General features: G+C 73.6%; 15 protein-coding genes and 1 pseudogene. 10 read left to right on the top strand and 6 right to left on the bottom strand.

Annotation, left to right across the window (positions count from 1 at the left end; genetic code table 11):
- The first annotated feature begins 189 nt into the window (after nucleotides 1-189).
- Nucleotides 190-813, top strand: a complete 624-nt coding sequence (locus OG715_RS33195) for an ArsR/SmtB family transcription factor (RefSeq protein ID WP_266273593.1) — start codon at nucleotides 190-192, stop codon at nucleotides 811-813.
- A 132-nt stretch (nucleotides 814-945) separates the two neighbouring features.
- Here the strand turns inward: OG715_RS33195 and OG715_RS33190 are convergent, their stop codons facing one another.
- The 3 genes from OG715_RS33190 to OG715_RS33180 form a co-directional block, all read right to left on the bottom strand.
- Nucleotides 946-2,550 carry a M20 family metallopeptidase gene (locus OG715_RS33190; protein ID WP_266273594.1) on the bottom strand — a complete coding sequence of 535 codons (1,605 nt, stop codon included), beginning with the start codon at nucleotides 2,548-2,550 and terminating at the stop codon, nucleotides 946-948.
- 685 nt (nucleotides 2,551-3,235) lie between these two features.
- Nucleotides 3,236-3,913, bottom strand: coding sequence for a response regulator (locus tag OG715_RS33185; protein ID WP_266273595.1), 678 nt, complete (start codon nucleotides 3,911-3,913; stop codon nucleotides 3,236-3,238).
- Entirely contained in the window at nucleotides 3,910-5,394 is a 1,485-nt protein-coding gene (locus tag OG715_RS33180) for a histidine kinase (protein WP_266273596.1), read from the bottom strand. Before OG715_RS33180 ends, OG715_RS33185 begins: the two co-directional genes overlap by 4 nt.
- A 164-nt stretch (nucleotides 5,395-5,558) precedes the next feature.
- Here OG715_RS33180 and OG715_RS33175 point away from each other — a divergent pair, with 164 nt between their 5' ends.
- The 4 genes from OG715_RS33175 to OG715_RS33160 all read left to right on the top strand — a co-directional run bounded on the left by OG715_RS33175 (nucleotide 5,559) and on the right by OG715_RS33160 (nucleotide 8,781).
- A complete protein-coding gene (locus OG715_RS33175; protein ID WP_266273597.1) occupies nucleotides 5,559-6,500 on the top strand; it encodes a class I SAM-dependent methyltransferase in 942 nt (313 codons plus the stop codon).
- Nucleotides 6,501-6,564: 64 nt separating this feature from the next.
- Nucleotides 6,565-6,867 (top strand): GNAT family N-acetyltransferase, encoded by a 303-nt coding sequence (locus OG715_RS33170; protein ID WP_266273599.1) that lies wholly within the window; start codon nucleotides 6,565-6,567, stop codon nucleotides 6,865-6,867.
- Between the two features lie 115 nt (nucleotides 6,868-6,982).
- A complete protein-coding gene (locus tag OG715_RS33165; RefSeq protein ID WP_266273600.1) occupies nucleotides 6,983-8,005 on the top strand; it encodes an aldo/keto reductase in 1,023 nt (340 codons plus the stop codon).
- Between the two features lie 167 nt (nucleotides 8,006-8,172).
- On the top strand, nucleotides 8,173-8,781 hold the full coding sequence (locus OG715_RS33160) for a TetR/AcrR family transcriptional regulator (RefSeq protein ID WP_266273602.1): 609 nt from the start codon (nucleotides 8,173-8,175) through the stop codon (nucleotides 8,779-8,781).
- A gap of 109 nt (nucleotides 8,782-8,890) precedes the next feature.
- Here OG715_RS33160 and OG715_RS33155 read toward each other — a convergent pair whose 3' ends face one another.
- Complete coding sequence (locus tag OG715_RS33155) at nucleotides 8,891-9,157, bottom strand: GlsB/YeaQ/YmgE family stress response membrane protein (protein WP_266273603.1); 267 nt, start codon at nucleotides 9,155-9,157, stop codon at nucleotides 8,891-8,893.
- Nucleotides 9,158-9,410: 253 nt separating this feature from the next.
- On the opposite strand from OG715_RS33155, the gene OG715_RS33150 reads away from it, so the two are divergent.
- Together OG715_RS33150 and bla are read left to right on the top strand one after the other, a co-directional pair.
- Complete coding sequence (locus OG715_RS33150; RefSeq protein WP_266273604.1) at nucleotides 9,411-10,652, top strand: glycosyltransferase; 1,242 nt, start codon at nucleotides 9,411-9,413, stop codon at nucleotides 10,650-10,652.
- A gap of 98 nt (nucleotides 10,653-10,750) precedes the next feature.
- Nucleotides 10,751-11,668, top strand: a complete 918-nt coding sequence (bla, locus tag OG715_RS33145; RefSeq protein WP_266273605.1) for a class A beta-lactamase — start codon at nucleotides 10,751-10,753, stop codon at nucleotides 11,666-11,668.
- Nucleotides 11,669-12,045: 377 nt separating this feature from the next.
- On the opposite strand, the gene OG715_RS33140 is transcribed toward bla, so the two are convergent.
- Complete coding sequence (locus OG715_RS33140; protein ID WP_266273606.1) at nucleotides 12,046-12,765, bottom strand: TetR/AcrR family transcriptional regulator; 720 nt, start codon at nucleotides 12,763-12,765, stop codon at nucleotides 12,046-12,048.
- Nucleotides 12,766-12,892: 127 nt separating this feature from the next.
- Between OG715_RS33140 and OG715_RS33135 the strand changes: the two genes are divergently transcribed.
- The gene (locus OG715_RS33135; protein WP_266273607.1) at nucleotides 12,893-13,813 is read left to right on the top strand and encodes an NAD-dependent epimerase/dehydratase family protein; all 921 of its coding nucleotides are present in this window, start codon (nucleotides 12,893-12,895) and stop codon (nucleotides 13,811-13,813) included.
- Between the two features lie 51 nt (nucleotides 13,814-13,864).
- On the opposite strand, the gene OG715_RS33130 is transcribed toward OG715_RS33135, so the two are convergent.
- Nucleotides 13,865-14,260 carry a hypothetical protein gene (locus OG715_RS33130; RefSeq protein ID WP_266273608.1) on the bottom strand — a complete coding sequence of 132 codons (396 nt, stop codon included), beginning with the start codon at nucleotides 14,258-14,260 and terminating at the stop codon, nucleotides 13,865-13,867.
- Nucleotides 14,261-14,361: 101 nt separating this feature from the next.
- Here OG715_RS33130 and OG715_RS33125 point away from each other — a divergent pair, with 101 nt between their 5' ends.
- Together OG715_RS33125 and OG715_RS42615 are read left to right on the top strand one after the other, a co-directional pair.
- A complete protein-coding gene (locus OG715_RS33125; protein ID WP_266273609.1) occupies nucleotides 14,362-14,814 on the top strand; it encodes a MarR family winged helix-turn-helix transcriptional regulator in 453 nt (150 codons plus the stop codon).
- A 696-nt stretch (nucleotides 14,815-15,510) separates the two neighbouring features.
- Nucleotides 15,511-16,083 (top strand): annotated as a pseudogene (locus tag OG715_RS42615) (CRISPR-associated endonuclease Cas3''); the annotation flags it as partial.
- Between the last annotated feature and the right edge of the window lie 208 nt (nucleotides 16,084-16,291).

Raw genomic sequence — 16,291 nt, 5'->3', positions numbered from 1 at the left:
CACCGGCTCCACTGCTCGCCACTCTCCCACACTTTGCAAAGTGTGCACTTTGCAAAGTCTGGGAAGGCGTTCGCCGGAGCCCCGCCGAACGCCGCCGATAACTCCACAAGCCTTGCAAACACTGGCCTGACCACGGATCGACACGATCCGGACTTGCCAAATAACTTTGCAAAGTGGAGTCTTTGCAAAGTGACCACCCACAGCAACACCCCCGCCGAACCGGCCGCCGTCCAGAGCGGGGCGCCGTCCCGGCCGCTGCCGCAGCACGCGGTCCGCGCCGCACTGCTCGACCTGATCGCCGAGTGGGGCAGCATCACCTCGAACCAGGCCGCGCAGATGCTCCGCCAGAGTTCCGGAACGTGCTCCTTCCACCTCCGACAGCTGGCCCGGTACGGGCTGGTCGAGGAGGCGCCGACCGTGGACGGCCGCTCCCGTCCGTGGCGGCTGCGCTGGGAGGGGTCGCTGATGCCTTCCGAGCCGGGCACGCCGACGGCCGGCCGGACCGGCGGCGACCTGACCCCCGAGCTGGCGACCGAGCTGGAGGACAGCAGCTACCGCCACTGGCTCGCCAACCGGTCCGCCGCGCCCGCCGAGTGGCAGCGGGACCAGACCTCCAGCGACGTCCTGCACCTCACCAGCGACGAGCTCGCCGACCTCGGCGCCGCCGTCCGCGCCCTGCTCGCGCCCTACCGGCAGCGCGAACCGCGCGCCGGAACGCACCCCGTCGCGGCGGTCACCCGGCTCTTCCCGCTGCTCGCGGACGCCGGAGAGAACACCGGAGAGGACACCGGCAGGGAAACCGAACAGCACTGAACAGCCGACGGCCGACAGATGTCACCATCTGCCGGCCGTCGGCTGCCGCCAGTTGTCCTCCGACGGCCGACGGTCACTCGTCAACCGTCAGCCGTCACCGGCCGGGAGCACCGGCCAGGACTCCCCGCCCCGTCACCCCTCCGAGCGGTCGCGCAGCCGCGGGAGCGGGACGGCGAGGAGCGCCGCCAGCAGGGCGATCCTCGGTGCCAACTGGTCGATCCGGATGTGCTCGTGCCGGGCGTGCGCGCCCCCGCCGACAGCTCCGAAGCCGTCGAGCGTGGGGAGTCCGCGCGAGCCCGGCAGGTTGGTGTCGCCCGCCCCGCCCGCCGGAGCGCCGTCCAACTGCTGCCCCAGCACCGCCGCCAGCGAACGGACGTGGCGCAGCAGCGGGTTCGCGGAGCGCTCGGGCCAGGCCGGGCGGCTGGACAGCACCTCGGTCCGCACCCGCGCGCCCGGCCGCAGCGCGGTCAGGCGGGCGAGGTTGTCGAGGGTCCGGCGCTGCGCCTCGGTGGTGGAGAAGCGCAGGCCGAGTTCCGCCTCGGCCCGGCCCGCCACCACGTTGGCCCGGCTGCCGCCGCTGATCCGGCCGGCGTTCAGTTCGGTGCCGGGGAGGCTGGTCAGGCCGCGGACGGCGACGAGCTGGTCGACCAGTTCGTCCACTGCCGATACGCCGTCGGCGGCGTCGTTGCCGGCGTGCGCCTCGCGCCCGGTGACGGTGAGCCGCACCCGGGTGGAGCCGCGGCGGGCGGTCTTGAGCCGGCCGTCCGGGTGCGGCGGTTCGAGGCCCAGTACGGCAGCGGCGTCCCGCAGTTGGCGTTCGACGAGGCGCCTGCCGTCCGGGCTGCCGACCTCCTCGTCGGAGACCACGACCAGGCGGACCGTGCGGTGGGGGCGCTGGCCGAGGTCGGCGAGCAGGGCGAAGGCTCCCTCCAGGATGGCGAGTCCGCCCTTCATGTCGACCACGCCGGGACCGCTCAGGGTGCCGTCCTGCTCGGTGACCGGCCAGTCGGTGAGGATGCCGGCCGGCCAGACGGTGTCGTGGTGACCGACCACGAGCAGGTGCGGCAGGCTCTCGTCGCGGCCCTCCCATTCGAGAACGAGGTGATCGCCGGCCGGGCCCGGTTCGCGCTGGACCGTGGCGCCGGTGGCCCGGAATCCGGCGGCCAACTCCTCCGCGAGGGCGTCGAGTCGGGGTGCGTCGCCACTGGGGGACTCGATCCGGGCCAGGTCCGCGCAGCGTCGCCGGACGGCTCCGGCGAGGGTGCGGGCGCGGGTGCTGAGGGCCTGGGGCAGACCGGGGAGAGCGGCGGTGGGACCGGTTTGGCCCTCGCTGTCGGGGACGGCCGGAGTGTGGGGGGCCGCTGCGGTGGGTGGCGCGGCGGCGGGTGTGGGGGCGGCCGGGGCGAGGGTGGTTCGGGCGGTGCCGGTTCTCACGGTGCCGGAGGCGGCCGTGCCGGTTGCGGCGCCGGCGGTCCTGGTCGGCTCGACGGGGGTGAAGGCAGTGGTGGCTGCTGTCGCGGTGACGGCGGCAGTGGTGGCGCCGGCCGTCATCGTGGTGACCGTCGTGGTGCTGTCGGTGCTCGTGGTGGCAGCGCTCGCGATGGCGGTGCTCGTGGTGGTGGTGCTCGCTGCAGCGGATCCGGTGGTGGCCGCCGGGGTCGGGGCGGCCGGGGCGGTGGTCGCGCCAGCGGCGACGGCCACCGGGGCAGTGGCGGGGACGGGGGTCGCGGCGGTCACGGGGCCTGCTGCGGGAGTGGCGGGGCGGACGGCTTGAGGACTCAACGCTTGCCTCCGCGGCCGCCGCCGGTATACAGCGGCCGCGCGGATCGACCGGGACGGCCGGTCCGCTCCGACCAGGTCACCGGGCCGACGGGCCCGACTGTGACGGCGGGACACCAAGAGGGTCCGTCCGTTCCAAGTACGTTGGAACGGCTGGGCGGCGTGTGTGGCATGTGCGTCCTCCTCGCTCGATCCGGTGGCCCCGATCGTCCCGGAGCCTCCGTGGACGGCGGCTTCCCTTGCGGCGGGCGCAGAACGACACGCCACCACAGGGAAGCCGAGATGTGAGCCTAGAAGAACCGTTCGGTTTCCTGCGAGGTGGCCCTGCTCCCAGCGTGCCGGGGTCGGGATCCGCCCCGTCGCCCGGCCGCTGAACGGCGGTCGGCGCACGACATGCGAACCCGGCTCGGCGCGCGGGCGCGGTCGCCGGATCGCGCCCACCTCCACCATGGACCCGGGGCCGGGGTTCGGCAGCACAGGACGCCAAGGCGCGCCTTTTCCAAGCCAGATGGGTGACGGCGGATCGGCGTCGACTACCGCGCGGCGCTGATCCGGGGGCGGTTGATTCGGGGCAAACCACCGTGTTCCCAGGCGATGCTGGAGAAGTGCGGACGGATCGTCGCACGAGGGGAGATCGGTCGGGTCAGCCGCCGTCGCCCACCGTGCCGCCGTCACCCACCACCCCTGCGTCCCGGGCGAGCAGCGCCGCCTGGACGCGGTTGCCGACGCCCAGCCCGGTGAGGATCCGGCTGACATGGGCCTTGACGGTGCTCTCGCGCATCCCGAGGACGGCCGCGATCTCGGCGTTGGAGCGGCCGACGGCGAGTTCGCGCAGCACCTCGCCCTCGCGCGGCGTGAGCCCCTCCAGGCGGCCCCGGGCCGCGACCGCGCGTGGCTCCCCGGTGCGGTGGTAACGGTCGATGAGGCGGCGGGCGGCGGCCGGGTGGAGCATCCCCTGCCCGCCGGCGACCACGTGGACGGCGCGGGCGATCTCGGCGGGCGGGGTGTCCTTGAGCAGGAAGCCGTCGGCCCCGGCCGCCAAGGCCCGGTACACGTACTCGTCGAGGTCGAAGGTGGTGAGCGCGATGACGCGCGGACCGTCCGGCAGGGCGCGGAGCCGCCGGGTCGCGGCGATGCCGTCGAGCCTGGGCATCCGGATGTCCATCAGGGCGACGTCGATGCGGTGGCGGGCGGCGAGTTCGACGGCCTCCAGTCCGTCGGCGGCCTCGGCGACCACGGTCAGCTCCGGGTCCTGGGCGAGCAGGTCGACGAGGCCGAGCCGGACCAGCGCGTCGTCGTCGACCACCATGGTGCGGATCACGTCGCCTCGCTCGGTGGGTTCGGGCCGGTCCGCGGGCGGGCGGCCGCCGGGGCGGGACACCGGCCGGGCGGTGGGACCGGCGGTGGGACGGGTGGTGAGGCGGGCGGCGGGGCCGGCGGGTCGAGCGGTGGCCGGACCGGGAGCCGGTCCGGTGCCGGAAGGCGGGCGGCGAGACGGAACCCGCCCCGGCCGTCGGGGCCCGCGTCGAAGTGGCCGCCGAGCGCGCCGACCCGCTCGCCGAGCCCGACCAGGCCGTAACCGCCCCCGGTGCAGGCACCGGACGGCGCCGGGTCTCCCGCGCCGTTGCACACCTCGACGGTCGTGGCGGGCGCGCCGTACCGGACGCGGACGGTGACCGGGGCGGTGTGGGCGTACTTGCGCGCGTTGGTCAACGCCTCCTGGACGACCCGGTGCACGGCCAGCCGGTGGGTGGTCGGGACGGCCTCCGGGTCACCGGCGAGGGCCAGTTCCACGCGCTGGCCCGAGGCCGTGGCCTCGGCGACGAGTTCGGCGAGGTCCCGCAGGGCGGGCGCGGCGACGGACGGGCGGGGAACGACGGGCGCGGAGAGCAGCGCGGCGCCCGCCCCGGTGGGCGCTGGGCCCGGCTCGGCGCCCGGTCCCGTACTCGCCTCCGCGCTCCCCCGCCCGGAGTCCGTTCGCACACAGTCCAATACCCCGGCGTCACCGTCCGGTTCGACGGAACCGGCCGACCGGGTCGCCCCCAGGGGCACCGGCGGATCGGCCCGGAGCGCGCCGAGAACGTCGCGCAGGTCGTCGAGCGAGCGGGCGGCCGTGGACCTGAGCAGTTCGAGGCGGTGGGCGAGGCGTTCCGGGTCGTCCGCCACGGTGCCGGCCCGGGCCCGGTCGCGCAGCACTCCGGCGTGCAGGACGAGCAGGCTGAGCCGGTGGGCGAGGACGTCGTGCATCTCGCGGGCGATCCGGGCGCGTTCGGCGGAGCGGGCCTGTTCGGCCCGGAGTTCGCGCTCCCGGCCGAGTGCCTCGACCTTGGCGTTCAGGGTCCGGATCAGGATGCGGCGGCTGTGCAGCCACAGTCCGAGGGAGAGGACGGCCGCCTCGACCAGGAGTTGGGAGCCGGTGGTGCCGGCCCAGTCGGCGAGGGAGTCGGCACGGACCGCACCGAGCCCGGCGAGCACGACCGCGGCGGCGAGCGCCGGGCCGGAGCGGCCCGTCGAGGCCAGGTGGTAGAGGCTGAACAGGCCGGGGAAGGCGCGGTTCAGCAGTCCGCTGAACAGGACGGGGAGCACGGCGGCGGCGACCGGGTGGCGGCGGGCCGACAGCAGGGACAGTGGGGCGAGGACGGCTCCGGCCATGCGCAGCGGGCGCCAGGGGAGGTCGTGGACGTGCCACTGGGCGAGGCTCTCCTCGACGGCGAGCACGAGGACGGTCAGCAGGAGCAGCGTCTCGGTCGTGCGGTGCCGGCCGGGGGCGTACCGACCGAGCAGGCGTTGCTGGTTGTTCACGCGGATCGCGCCTCCTTCCGTCCGTCGTCCGGGCCCCGATGCTACGACGGACCGAGGGTGCGCCACCCCTGCCGATCGGCCATCGGCACCCTCGACTTTCGTCGGGGGTGCGGGGCATCCTTCGGCCGTTCCGGGCAGGTCGGACTCTTTCTAGCGTCGCTGTCATGACGACACATCAGCTCGGCTGCGGGCCCGTCTCCCCCGCCGGCACCACGGAGAACGCGAACACCGCGACCGCTCGGGCCGGGCGGCGGAGAGCGGGCGGCGGTGACGGGTGGCTCTTCCTGTCCGAGGCGCTGCGCACGTTCCGGCTGACGGGCGCGGTGGCGCCGAGCGGGGCGGGCCTGGTGAACGCGCTGACGGTCCCGGCGACGAGCCGTCCGGACCGGCCGCTCTCGGTGCTGGAGGTGGGGGCCGGGACGGGTGTGGTGACGCGGCGGCTGGTCCGGGTGCTGCGGGCGGGAGACCGGTTGCACGTGGTGGAGCCCAATCCACGGTTCGCCGAACGGCTGCGGACGGACGAGGAGTTGGCGCGGCGCGGGGCGGATCTCGGCCTGCGGCTGTCGACCTGCCGGGTGCAGGACCTGCCCGGGTGCGGCCCGCCTCCCGCCGGGGACGGAGGCCGCGTCGACGGTCGGTCGGGAGCGGGGGCCGAACGGTACGACGTGATCGTGTCGGGGCTGCCGTTCACCAACTTCGAGCCGGCGGAGGTGCGGCGCATCCTCGATCTCTACCTGGAGCTGCTGGTGCCGGGGGGCGAGCTGACGTATTTCGGCTATCTGGGGACGTCGGCGGCGCGGCTGCTGTCGTCCGGCCCCCGGCAGAGCGTGCGGCACCGGGCGGTGGTGCGGTTGCTGCGCCGGTTCGAGGAGGAGTACGGGCTGGGGAGCCGGGTGGTGTGGCGGAACGTCCCGCCGGCGCGGGCCCATCTGCTGCGCGCCCCGGGCGGGAGCCGGTCGGCGCCGGGCGCGGGGCCCGCGGGCGCGGCGGCGGGTGGAGCAGGTGCGGGTGGACGAGGTGCGGGTGGACCAGGCGCGAGTGGACCGGCTGCCGCCGCCGCAAGTGCCGACGGCCCGGCGAGCGGGGTCGCGGCGCCCGCTCGATGATGGACCGGGCGGCCCCGGCCCGGCCGACGGGCCGAGCAGTGGATCGAGCAGCGAGGAGTCCGCCATGACAGTCACGATCCGTGACACCGACGGTGCCGGCCGGTTCGAGGCATGGTCGGACGGCGCCCTGGCCGGGTTCGCCGAGTACCTGCGCAGCGACGGGCTGGTGGTGTACCCGCACACGGTGGTCGAGCCCGCCTACGAGGGGCAGGGCGTCGGCGGGGCGCTGGCCCGGGCGGCCCTGGACGACGCACGGGCGCGGGGGGTCGCGGTCCTGGCGACGTGCCCGTTCATCAAGGGGTGGATGCTCCGGCATCCCGAGTACCTCGACCTGGCGTACGAGAACCGCAGCCGGGTGAGCGACTGACGGCCGCCGTCGGCCGCGCGCCGAGGACGCGGGCCCCGGTGATCGACGAATAACAGCTGACAGATTTCAGATGACAGATTTTGAAATCTGTCAGTCGTCGTGTCATCGTTGACCCATGTCCACCACCCAGAACCCTCGCTACCTCCCCCCGCGCAAGCTCGGCGCCACCGGCCCGACGGTCTCCCCCCTCGGCCTCGGCTGCATGGGCATGTCGGACCTCTACGGCCCCGCCGACGAGGCCGAGAGCATCGCGACCATCCACGCCGCCCTCGACGCCGGCGTCACCCTGCTCGACACCGGCGACTTCTACGGCATGGGCCACAACGAGCTGCTGATCCACGAGGCGCTGCGCGGCCGCGACCGCGAGGACGTCCGGATCAGCGTGAAGTTCGGCGCCCAGCGCAGCCCGGACGGCCAGTGGCTCGGCTACGACGCCCGCCCGGCGGCGGTCAAGACCGCCCTCGCCTACACCCTGCGCCGCCTGCGCACCGACCACATCGACATCTACCGCCCCGCCCGGCTGGACCCGGCCGTGCCGGTCGAGGAGACCGTCGGCGCGATCGCCGAGCTGGTCGAGGCCGGCCACGTCCGCCACATCGGCCTCTCCGAGGTCGGCGCCGACACCCTGCGCCGCGCCGCCGCCGTCCACCCGATCAGCGACCTCCAGATCGAGTACTCGCTCATCTCCCGCTCCGTCGAGGCCGGGATCCTGCCCGTCGCGCGCGAGCTCGGCATCGGCGTGACCGCCTACGGCGTGCTCTCGCGCGGCCTGCTCAGCGGCCACTGGCAGAACGACCGCGAACTGGCCGGCACCGACTTCCGCGGCCACAGCCCCCGCTTCCAGGGCGACAACCTCACCCACAACCTGCGGCTCGTCGACGCCCTGCGCGCGGTCGCCGCCGAACGGAACGCCACCGTCGCGCAGATCGCGATCGCCTGGGTCGCCTCGCGCGGCGAGGACATCGTCCCGCTGGTCGGCGCCCGCCGCCGCGACCGCCTCACCGAGGCCCTCGGAGCGCTCGACGTGACCCTCACCGGGGCCGACCTCGCGGCCATCGAGCCGGCGGTCCCCGCCGGGTCCGCGGCCGGCGACAGGTACGCTGCCGCTCAGATGGCCCATCTCGACAGCGAGCACTGAGTCGCGGTCCCGGCCGTGTCGGCAACCCGCTCCGGGCGGGGCCGTCAGCACCCGTACCAACCGCAGGCCGACCGGTGGCCCCGCCCCCGAGCGGCCGCCGACCGGTCGGCCGTCCGTCCGCCGCACCCCGGCGGACGGACGCCGCACCCGTAAGGACGTACCTCCCCGTGAGCCCGGACAACGCACTGACCGCCGAGCAGATCCTGAGCGCGACGGAGGACGTCCTCAGGCGGTTCGGACCGGCGAAGGCCACCGTCGTCGACGTCGCCCGCACGCTCGGTGTCAGCCACGGCAGCGTCTACCGGTTCTTCCCGAGCAAGGCGGCGCTGCGCGAGGCCGTCACCGAACGCTGGCTCGACCAGGCCCACGACGAGCTGCGCCTCATCACCGACGAGACCGGGCCGGCCGCCGATCGCCTGCACCGCTGGCTGGCCACGCTCTTCGCCGCCAAGCGCCGGAAGGCCTTGGACGACCCTCAGCTGTTCGCGACCTACATGACGCTGGTCGGCGAGAACAGCAGCACGGTCGAAACCCACATCGGGACGCTGATCGCCCAGATCGCCGACATCGTCCGGGACGGCGTGGAGAGCGGGGAGTTCCAGTCCGCCTCCACCGACCCGACCGCGCACGTCGGCTCGACCGCCCGCGCCGTGTTCGAGGCGACCGCCCACTTCCACAACCCCGCCCACGCGGCGAGCTGGTCCGACCCGGCCGCCGGCGAGCGGTTCGAGGCCCTCTGGCGGCTCATCCTCGGCGGCCTGGCCACCAGGGCCTGACCGCTCCCCGCCCGGCACAGGACGCGAAGAACCGGCCGCGCCGTCTCCCGCGCGGCCGGTCCGGCCCGTCCTCCCGACTCTTCGCTGCGCCCCGGTGGCCGGCCCGCCGTCAGTTGCGGGAGTTGCCGAAGACGAGCCGGTAGAGGATCAGCAGCACCAGGGCGCCACCGATCGCGGCCCCCCAGGTCGCCAGGTCGAAGAACTGCGCCGTCACCGGCCGGTCCAGGAATTTCGCGGAGATCCATCCGCCGACGAAGGACCCGGCGACACCGATCAGGGTGGTCACCACCAGACCCCCCGGGTCCCGCCCCGGCAGCAGCAGCTTGGCCAGGGCCCCAGCCACCAGGCCCAGCACGATCCATGCGACGAAGCTCATGCGTCCTACCGCCCTTCGAGCCGTACGGCGGCCCCGTGCACGCCGTACAACCTGCTGGGACGCCTCACCGGCCCCGGACGGTTCCGTGCCCGGCACGACCGCACTCGGCACGTCCGCGCTGGGACATCCGCACTGGCACGTCCGCACCGGGACATCCGCACCCGGCACGTCCGCGCGCGAAGGCCCGCAGCCCGCCGTGCACCGCTGGCGTGGCGCCCTTCTCGGGACCCGACTGCCCCGGAATACTGCGGCCATGCGCATCCTGATCGCCACCGCCGGCTCACGGGGCGACGTCGCCCCGTTCACCGGACTCGGCGCCCGCCTCCAGGCGGCCGGCCATCAGGTGGCCCTCGCCACCCACGCGACCTTCGCCGACTCCGTCCGCGCCTGCGGACTGGAGTTCCGCCCGCTGCCGATCGACCCGCGCGCCGAACTCGCCTCCGCCCACGGCCAGCAGCTCCTGCGGTCCGGCGCCGGACCACTCGGCCTCCTCCACCTGGTGCGCCTCGCCCGATCGTTCATGCCCGCCCTCGGCGCGGGCATCGCCGCCGCCGCAGAACCTGGCGCCGACCTCCTCCTCACCACCAGCACCACCGCCGACCTCGGCCAGGCCGTCGCCGAGGCCGCCGGCATCCCGAACATCGCCCTCCACCTCCAACCCCTCTCCCCCACCCGCGAGTTCGCACCGGCCGTCACCGGCACCCGATCCCTCGGCGGACCGGGCAACCTGCTCGCCGGCCACGCCGTGCAGGCCGCCGTCGACCGGCTCTTCGCCCCCGCCGTCCGCGGGCTCCGCCGCCAACTCGGCCTGCCCGCCAGCTCTGTGGCACGCGGCCGCCGCAACCGCACCGTGCTGCACGGCTTCTCGCCACGCGTCGTCCCCCGGCCCGCCGACTGGCACCCCTCCCTCGGCGTCACCGGCTACTGGTGGCCCCGGACCGACCCCGACTGGCAACCCCCGCACCGCCTCCTGGACTTCCTCGCCGCCGGACCGCCACCCGTGTACATCGGCTTCGGCAGCCTCGTCGTCCCCGACCCCGAACGTCTCACCGCCACCGTCCTCGCCGCCGTCCGCGCCGCCCGCGTCCGCGCCGTCGTCCAGTCCGGCTGGAGCGGCCTCACCGCACCCGACGACAACGACGACGTCCTCACCATCGACGACACCCCCCACGACTGGCTCTTCCCGCGGATGGCCGCCACCGTCCACCACGCCGGCGCCGGAACCACCGCCGCCACCCTGCGCGCCGGAACCCCCAGCGTCCCCGTCCCCGCCCAACTCGACGCGCCCTTCTGGTCCGCCCGCCTCACCCGCCTCGGCACCTCCCCCGGCCCGATCCCCCTCCCCCACCTCACCGCCCCCCGCCTCGCCACAGCGATCCGCCAGACCCTCGACAACCCCCACCACCGCACCCACGCCCACACCCTCGCCACCGCTCTCGCCACCGAGGACGGCCCGGCCAAGGTCCTGGCAGCCGTCGAAAGGCTGTCCCGATAGCCCTGGAACTCATCACCTCCCCCTCGACGTCCTGGAAATGGAACGCCGAACGATCCCTGTCGGGGAATTCGGTGCCACCAACACGAGAAGGAGGCGGCATGAATCGTCGACCGGGCCGACGGCAGGTTCTCGGCGGAATCGCCGCGGCGGCCGCGACCGTCACCGTCCTGTCCGGCGAAGGGCGTGCCTTCGCGCAGGAATCACCCGCGCCCGGCGGCGAACTCACGGATCGACTGCGTACCCTCGAAGGGGCGTATTCCGCACGACTGGGCGTCTTCGCCAAGGACATCGCCACCGGCCGGACGGTGGCGTACCGCGCGCACGAACCGTTCCCCCTGTGCTCCACGTTCAAGACGATCGCCGTGGCCGCGGTACTGAGGGACCTCGACCGGGACGGTACCTTCCTCGCCCGACGACTGCACTACACGGCCAAGGACGTCACCGACTCGGGCTACGCACCGATCACCGGCCTGCCCGCCAACCTCGAAGCCGGCATGACGGTCGAGGAGTTGTGTGCGGCCGCCCTCCAGTACAGCGACAACGCCGCCGCCAACCTCCTCCTCCGCGAACTCGGCGGCCCTGAATCAATCACCCGGTTCTGCCGCTCCATCGGCGACCGCGTGACCCGCCTCGACCGCTGGGAACCCGCCCTCAACTCCGCAGAACCGGGCCGCCTCACCGACACCACGAGCCCCCACGCCCTCGGCCTCACCTACGCCCGCCTCACCCTCGGTCCGACCCTCGGCGCGCGTGACAGGCAACGGCTGACCAAGTGGCTCCTGGGCAACACCACGGGCGCCAACCGCCTCCGCGCCGGCCTGCCGAGCACCTGGGCCGTCGCCGAGAAGACCGGCACCGGCAACTACGGCACCACCAACGACGCCGGAGTCACCTGGCCGCAGAGCGTGGGCCCGATCGTGCTGACGGTGCTCTCCACCAAGCACGCCCCCGACGCCCCGGCGGACGAACCACTGATCGCCGCCGCGGCCAGGCTGGTCGCCACCGCACTGGCCTAGCATCCGACCCACCCGTGCCCCTGGAGACTCGCCACATCTGCCCTCCCTCGATCTGCCGTGCCGGGTAGCCTGAGATCGCCCCGCACTGTCGCCGGATTGCGAAGAATGCCCGATTCAAAGGAAGTTGCCAAAACCGCCACCCCCGCGTGACAACACCCCAGCTCACGAACCTGCTCCCCGCGCCTGCGGGGTTGGTCCCTGTGGCAGTACTGGCGGGCGCCGCCGTCGTCGCTGCTCCCCGCGCCTGCGGGGTTGGTCCCCGGGAGAAAGACCCGCTCAAGGCCGTCAAGCTCTGCTCCCCGCGCCTGCGGGGTTGGTCCCGATGAGCTGGCGCTACCGGTGCGGCGCCTGCCTGCTCCCCGCGCGTGCAGGGTTGGTCACGCAGGCGGAGGCGGCAGGACCTGGAGCCCGATTGCCTCGGCGGCAATGGTCATGGCGGCGTCGAAGTACGCGGGGAAGTCCGTGATCACCTTGTTCAGATGGCCGAACAGCTCGAAGCTGATCGTGCCGATCAGGGAGATCCACAGGGTGAGCGACCGTTCCACCAGGTCCGCGTACGGTTCGGCCGGTGCCCCGCCCGCGCCGTCGAGCACCTGTTGGGCGACGAGTCGCGGCCCGGGGAGCGGCTGCGCCGGGGGGCGCAGGAGGCCCGAGGCGTGTGCCTCGACGACGAGGCCGGCCATCAGGCGGGTGACCCGGGTGGCGGGGTCGACCGTGTCGGCGGGGGCCCGGTAGCCGGGGACGGGCGAGCCGTAGACCAGGGCGAACTCGTGCGGGTGGGCCAGGGCCCACTGGCGGACCGCCCGGCATGCGGCGAGCCACCGAACGCCCGGATCGGCGGGAGCGGCGGACGCTGCTCCCGACTCCGCAGCCGCCCCGATCGCGTTGAACGCGTCGACGATCAGCGCGGTGAGCAGGGCGTCCCGGCTGGGGAAGTAGCGGTACAGCGCCGAGGAGGCCAGGCCCAGGTCACGCGCCACCGCGCGGAGCGACAGCGCGGCCGCCCCGGTCTCGGCGAGCTGGCGGGTGGCGGCTTCCTTGATCGCGCGAGTGAGCTCGGCGCGGGCCAGCTGCCGCGCGGTCTGCGATGCCGTCATGCCGCCCATCCTGCCATTCAAGAGCAGTGCACACAATCGAGATCACCGCTCTTGACTTCTCCCCACCAGCGCGAGAACACTCCTCAACGACGAGAACACTGCTCTCGCAATTCCAAGGAGGACCTGCATGGCACGGCACATCGTCATCGGCAAGGGCCCCGTCGGCGCCACCACCGCGCGACTGCTCGACCAACAGGGGCACGAGGTCGTCGTCCTGAGTCGCTCCGGCGGCGACGGGAGTACGGCGCTCGACGTCACCGACACGGCGTCACTCCGGCAGGCCACCAAAGGCGCCGACGTGATCTACAACTGCGCGAACCCGCCGTACCACCGGTGGCCCACCGACTGGCCGCCGATCGCGAACGCCCTCCTCGACGCGGCGGAGTCCGCCGGCTCGGTGCTGGTGACGATGGGCAACCTGTACGGCTACGGCCCCGTCGACACCCCCATGACGGAGGACCTGCCGCTCGCGGGCACCGGCCCCAAGGCCCGGGTCCGCATCGGCATGTGGCGCGACGCGCTGGCCCGGCACCGGGCCGGCCGGATCCGCGTCGCGGAGGCGCGGGCCTCGGACTTCTTCGGACCCGGCGTCACCGAGGCCGGCCACCTCGCCCAGCGGATGATGCCCGCACTCCTGGCCGGCCGTGCGGTCAGGCTGATCGGCAACCCGGACGCGCCGCACAGCTTCACCTACATCCCCGACATCGCCCGTGCGCTCGTACGGCTCGGTACCGACGAGCGGGCGTGGGGACGCGCCTGGCACGTTCCCACCGCCCCGCCACTGTCGACCCGGGAGGCCGTCCGACACCTGTGCCGGCTCGCGGGCCTGCCGCCGACCAAGGTCGGCCGGATTCCCTGGTGGCCGCTCCACCTGGCCGGCCTGGTCAACCCCATGCTCGGGGAACTGCGCGAGGTGCAGTACCAGTTCGACCGGCCGTTCGTGCTCGACTCCCACACGTACACCGCGACCTTCGGCGAGATGTCTACCCCGATCGACGAGGCGCTGGGGGCGACCGTCGAGTGGTGGCGGGCGCGGCTCGGCCGGTAGCGCAGCGCGCAAGGCATAGACCTTCGGGGCCGGTTCGCCCGCCACCCGCCGTCAGGCCGCCTCCGGGGCCGGGATGCCAGTCGGGCCGATGCCGTGGGCGGAGCGGGCGAGGCGGGCGGCGAGGCCCAGGTGGAGGGCGGCGAGCACGGTGCCGCCGACCACCATGCCGGGATTGTGGGACGAGACGCCGATGGCCGCGTCGGCCACCTGGACCGCGCCACCGACCAGCAGCAGCGGCGTGAGACCGCGGCCGGTCCGACTGATCAGCAGCTGGTGGAGCAGGACTGCGCCGAGCGGCAGGGCGCGGGCCGCGTAGAGCTGGGCGTACAGGTCGGCGAGCGGGGTGACCGCGTCGGCCCCGCCGGACAGGGCGAGCCCCGGGGAGAGCAGGCCGGCGGCACTGAAAGCCATGGACACCGCGGCGCCGGCCGCGTTGGCGATCACCATGGCGCGCATGCCTAGGCCAGCGGTGGAGGTGGAACGGAGCATTTGGTCAGCCCTCGAATCGTTCGAAGTGTGAATCGTTAGTGCATGCTAGCGTTCCTCGCGTGAATGATGTCAACCCCCTGCCGCTGACCGCCTCCGTGGTCTTCCGGCTCGGCACCCTCGGCAGCATCGTCACGGCGCGGTTCACCACCGCTCTGGCGGAGCTCGGGCTCAAGCCCAAACACGTCGGCGTGATGGCGGCGCTGGACTCCGGCGCGCCACCGTCCCAGCTGGAGCTGGCCCGGATCATGGCGGTGGCACCCAGCCTGGTCGTCTCCCTGGCCGACCACCTGGAGCGGATCGGCGCGGTGGACCGGGTGCGCGACCCGGCGGACCGGCGCCGTCAGGTACTCGCGCTGACCGATGCCGGGCGGGAACTGCTCGCCGACTGCACCGCCCTCGCACACCGGCTGGACGAGGAACTCACGGCCTCGCTGACCGGCCCCGAGCGGGAGGCGCTGCGCCGCACACTCGGCCTGCTGGGCGCCGAGGCGGGACTGCCGACGAACGATTGAGGTCGGCAGCCCACTCGACCCGAGGTCCGCTCGCCACGTGCTGCACGACCAGTACCAGCGGAACCGAACGAAACCTCACGCCGATTTCAGCGTGAGCGATGTCCAGTCGTTCCCCACGTTTGGGGGACGACCCCGCCGGCGAACCCAACATCGAACAGACGACCAACTACTCCCGCGCCTGCGGCGATGGCCCTCCGGACCCCACCTGGGACCGGAGGGTCCACTTCTTCGCCACCCCCATGGAGATCTTCCGTCGGCATCGTCGCAGCTGCGCATGTGACGGCTGGGACAGGGTCGAGCGCCCGAGCCGATGCCGGCGTCCGGCTCGGTGTCGCCACCCTGGTCGCCCTGGTGGTTGTCGCGGCTGCCGCCGGGCCCGCACACCGCCACGGGTCCAAGCGGGCTTCGTAGCCCTCACCCGGCGCCGGATCGCATCCCCTGCCCACGAACGGAGTTGCCATTGCCGACCCATGGGCCTGCCGTCAAGAAAGCCGGAGGAGGGATCAAGCAAATACTGACGCCAGAACTCATCATCAATCAGATCCGATCACTACCGATCGTTCAATCAGAGCCCGCCCGCAGGCCCTGTTGAATGGCGGCGTGACGGGAAAGCCTTCCGGTCCAGAACTGTCCGCGCGCCTCTCCGATGCCGCTCGCACCGTCTGGGCCAAGTCCGACAGGGACACCTCCGGGTGGATGCCGCTGTGGCGGCACATGGCGGACAGTGGGGCCGTCGCGGGGTCGCTGTGGGACAAGTGGCTTCCGAGAAATGTGCGGGAGTTGATCGCGGGGGCGCTCGGGGGAAGCCAGACACTGGCACGCGAACTCGCCGTGTGGTTGGCGACCGTGCACGACGCCGGGAAGGCCACGCCCGCGTTCGCATGTCAGGTCGACGGGCTCGCCGACCGGATGCGGGCAGCCGGGCTGGCAATGCGTGATCCGAAGCAGTACGGCGACGACCGGCGGCTGGCTCCGCACGGGCTGGCCGGTCAACTGATCCTCCAGGAATGGCTGGTGGAGCGGCACGGGTGGAAGCACCGGGCCGCCGGGCAGTTGGCGGTGGTGGTCGGCGGGCACCACGGGGTGCCGCCGGGGCACGGGCAGTTGCACGACCTCGAATCGCGCGAGGACCTGATCCGTACTCCCGGAGCGAGCGAAAAGCTCTGGCGCGACGTGCAGTTCGAGCTGCTCGACGCGTGCACGGCGGTACTCGGCGCCGACGGTCTGCTGGCCGCCGTCAAGGGCCTCAAGCTGCCCCAGCCGGTGCAGGTGCTGCTGACCGGCATCGTCATCATGGCCGACTGGATCGCCAGCAACCCCGACCTCTTCCCCTACTTCCCCGAGGAGCACCCCCGTTCGGAGGAGGAGCGAATCCGGTCCGCCTGGGACGGCTTGAACCTCCCGCCCGCCTGGGAGGTCGGATCCACCTCTGGCGGCGACGGAGCTGCTCGAAGCCCGCTTCGAGCTGCCCGTCGGG

It is taken from the genome of Kitasatospora purpeofusca, assembly GCF_036010405.1.
Lineage (GTDB): Bacteria > Actinomycetota > Actinomycetes > Streptomycetales > Streptomycetaceae > Kitasatospora > Kitasatospora purpeofusca.
The sequence above is the reverse complement of the archived record's forward strand: the minus strand, read 5'-3'. Positions and strand labels throughout refer to the sequence as shown.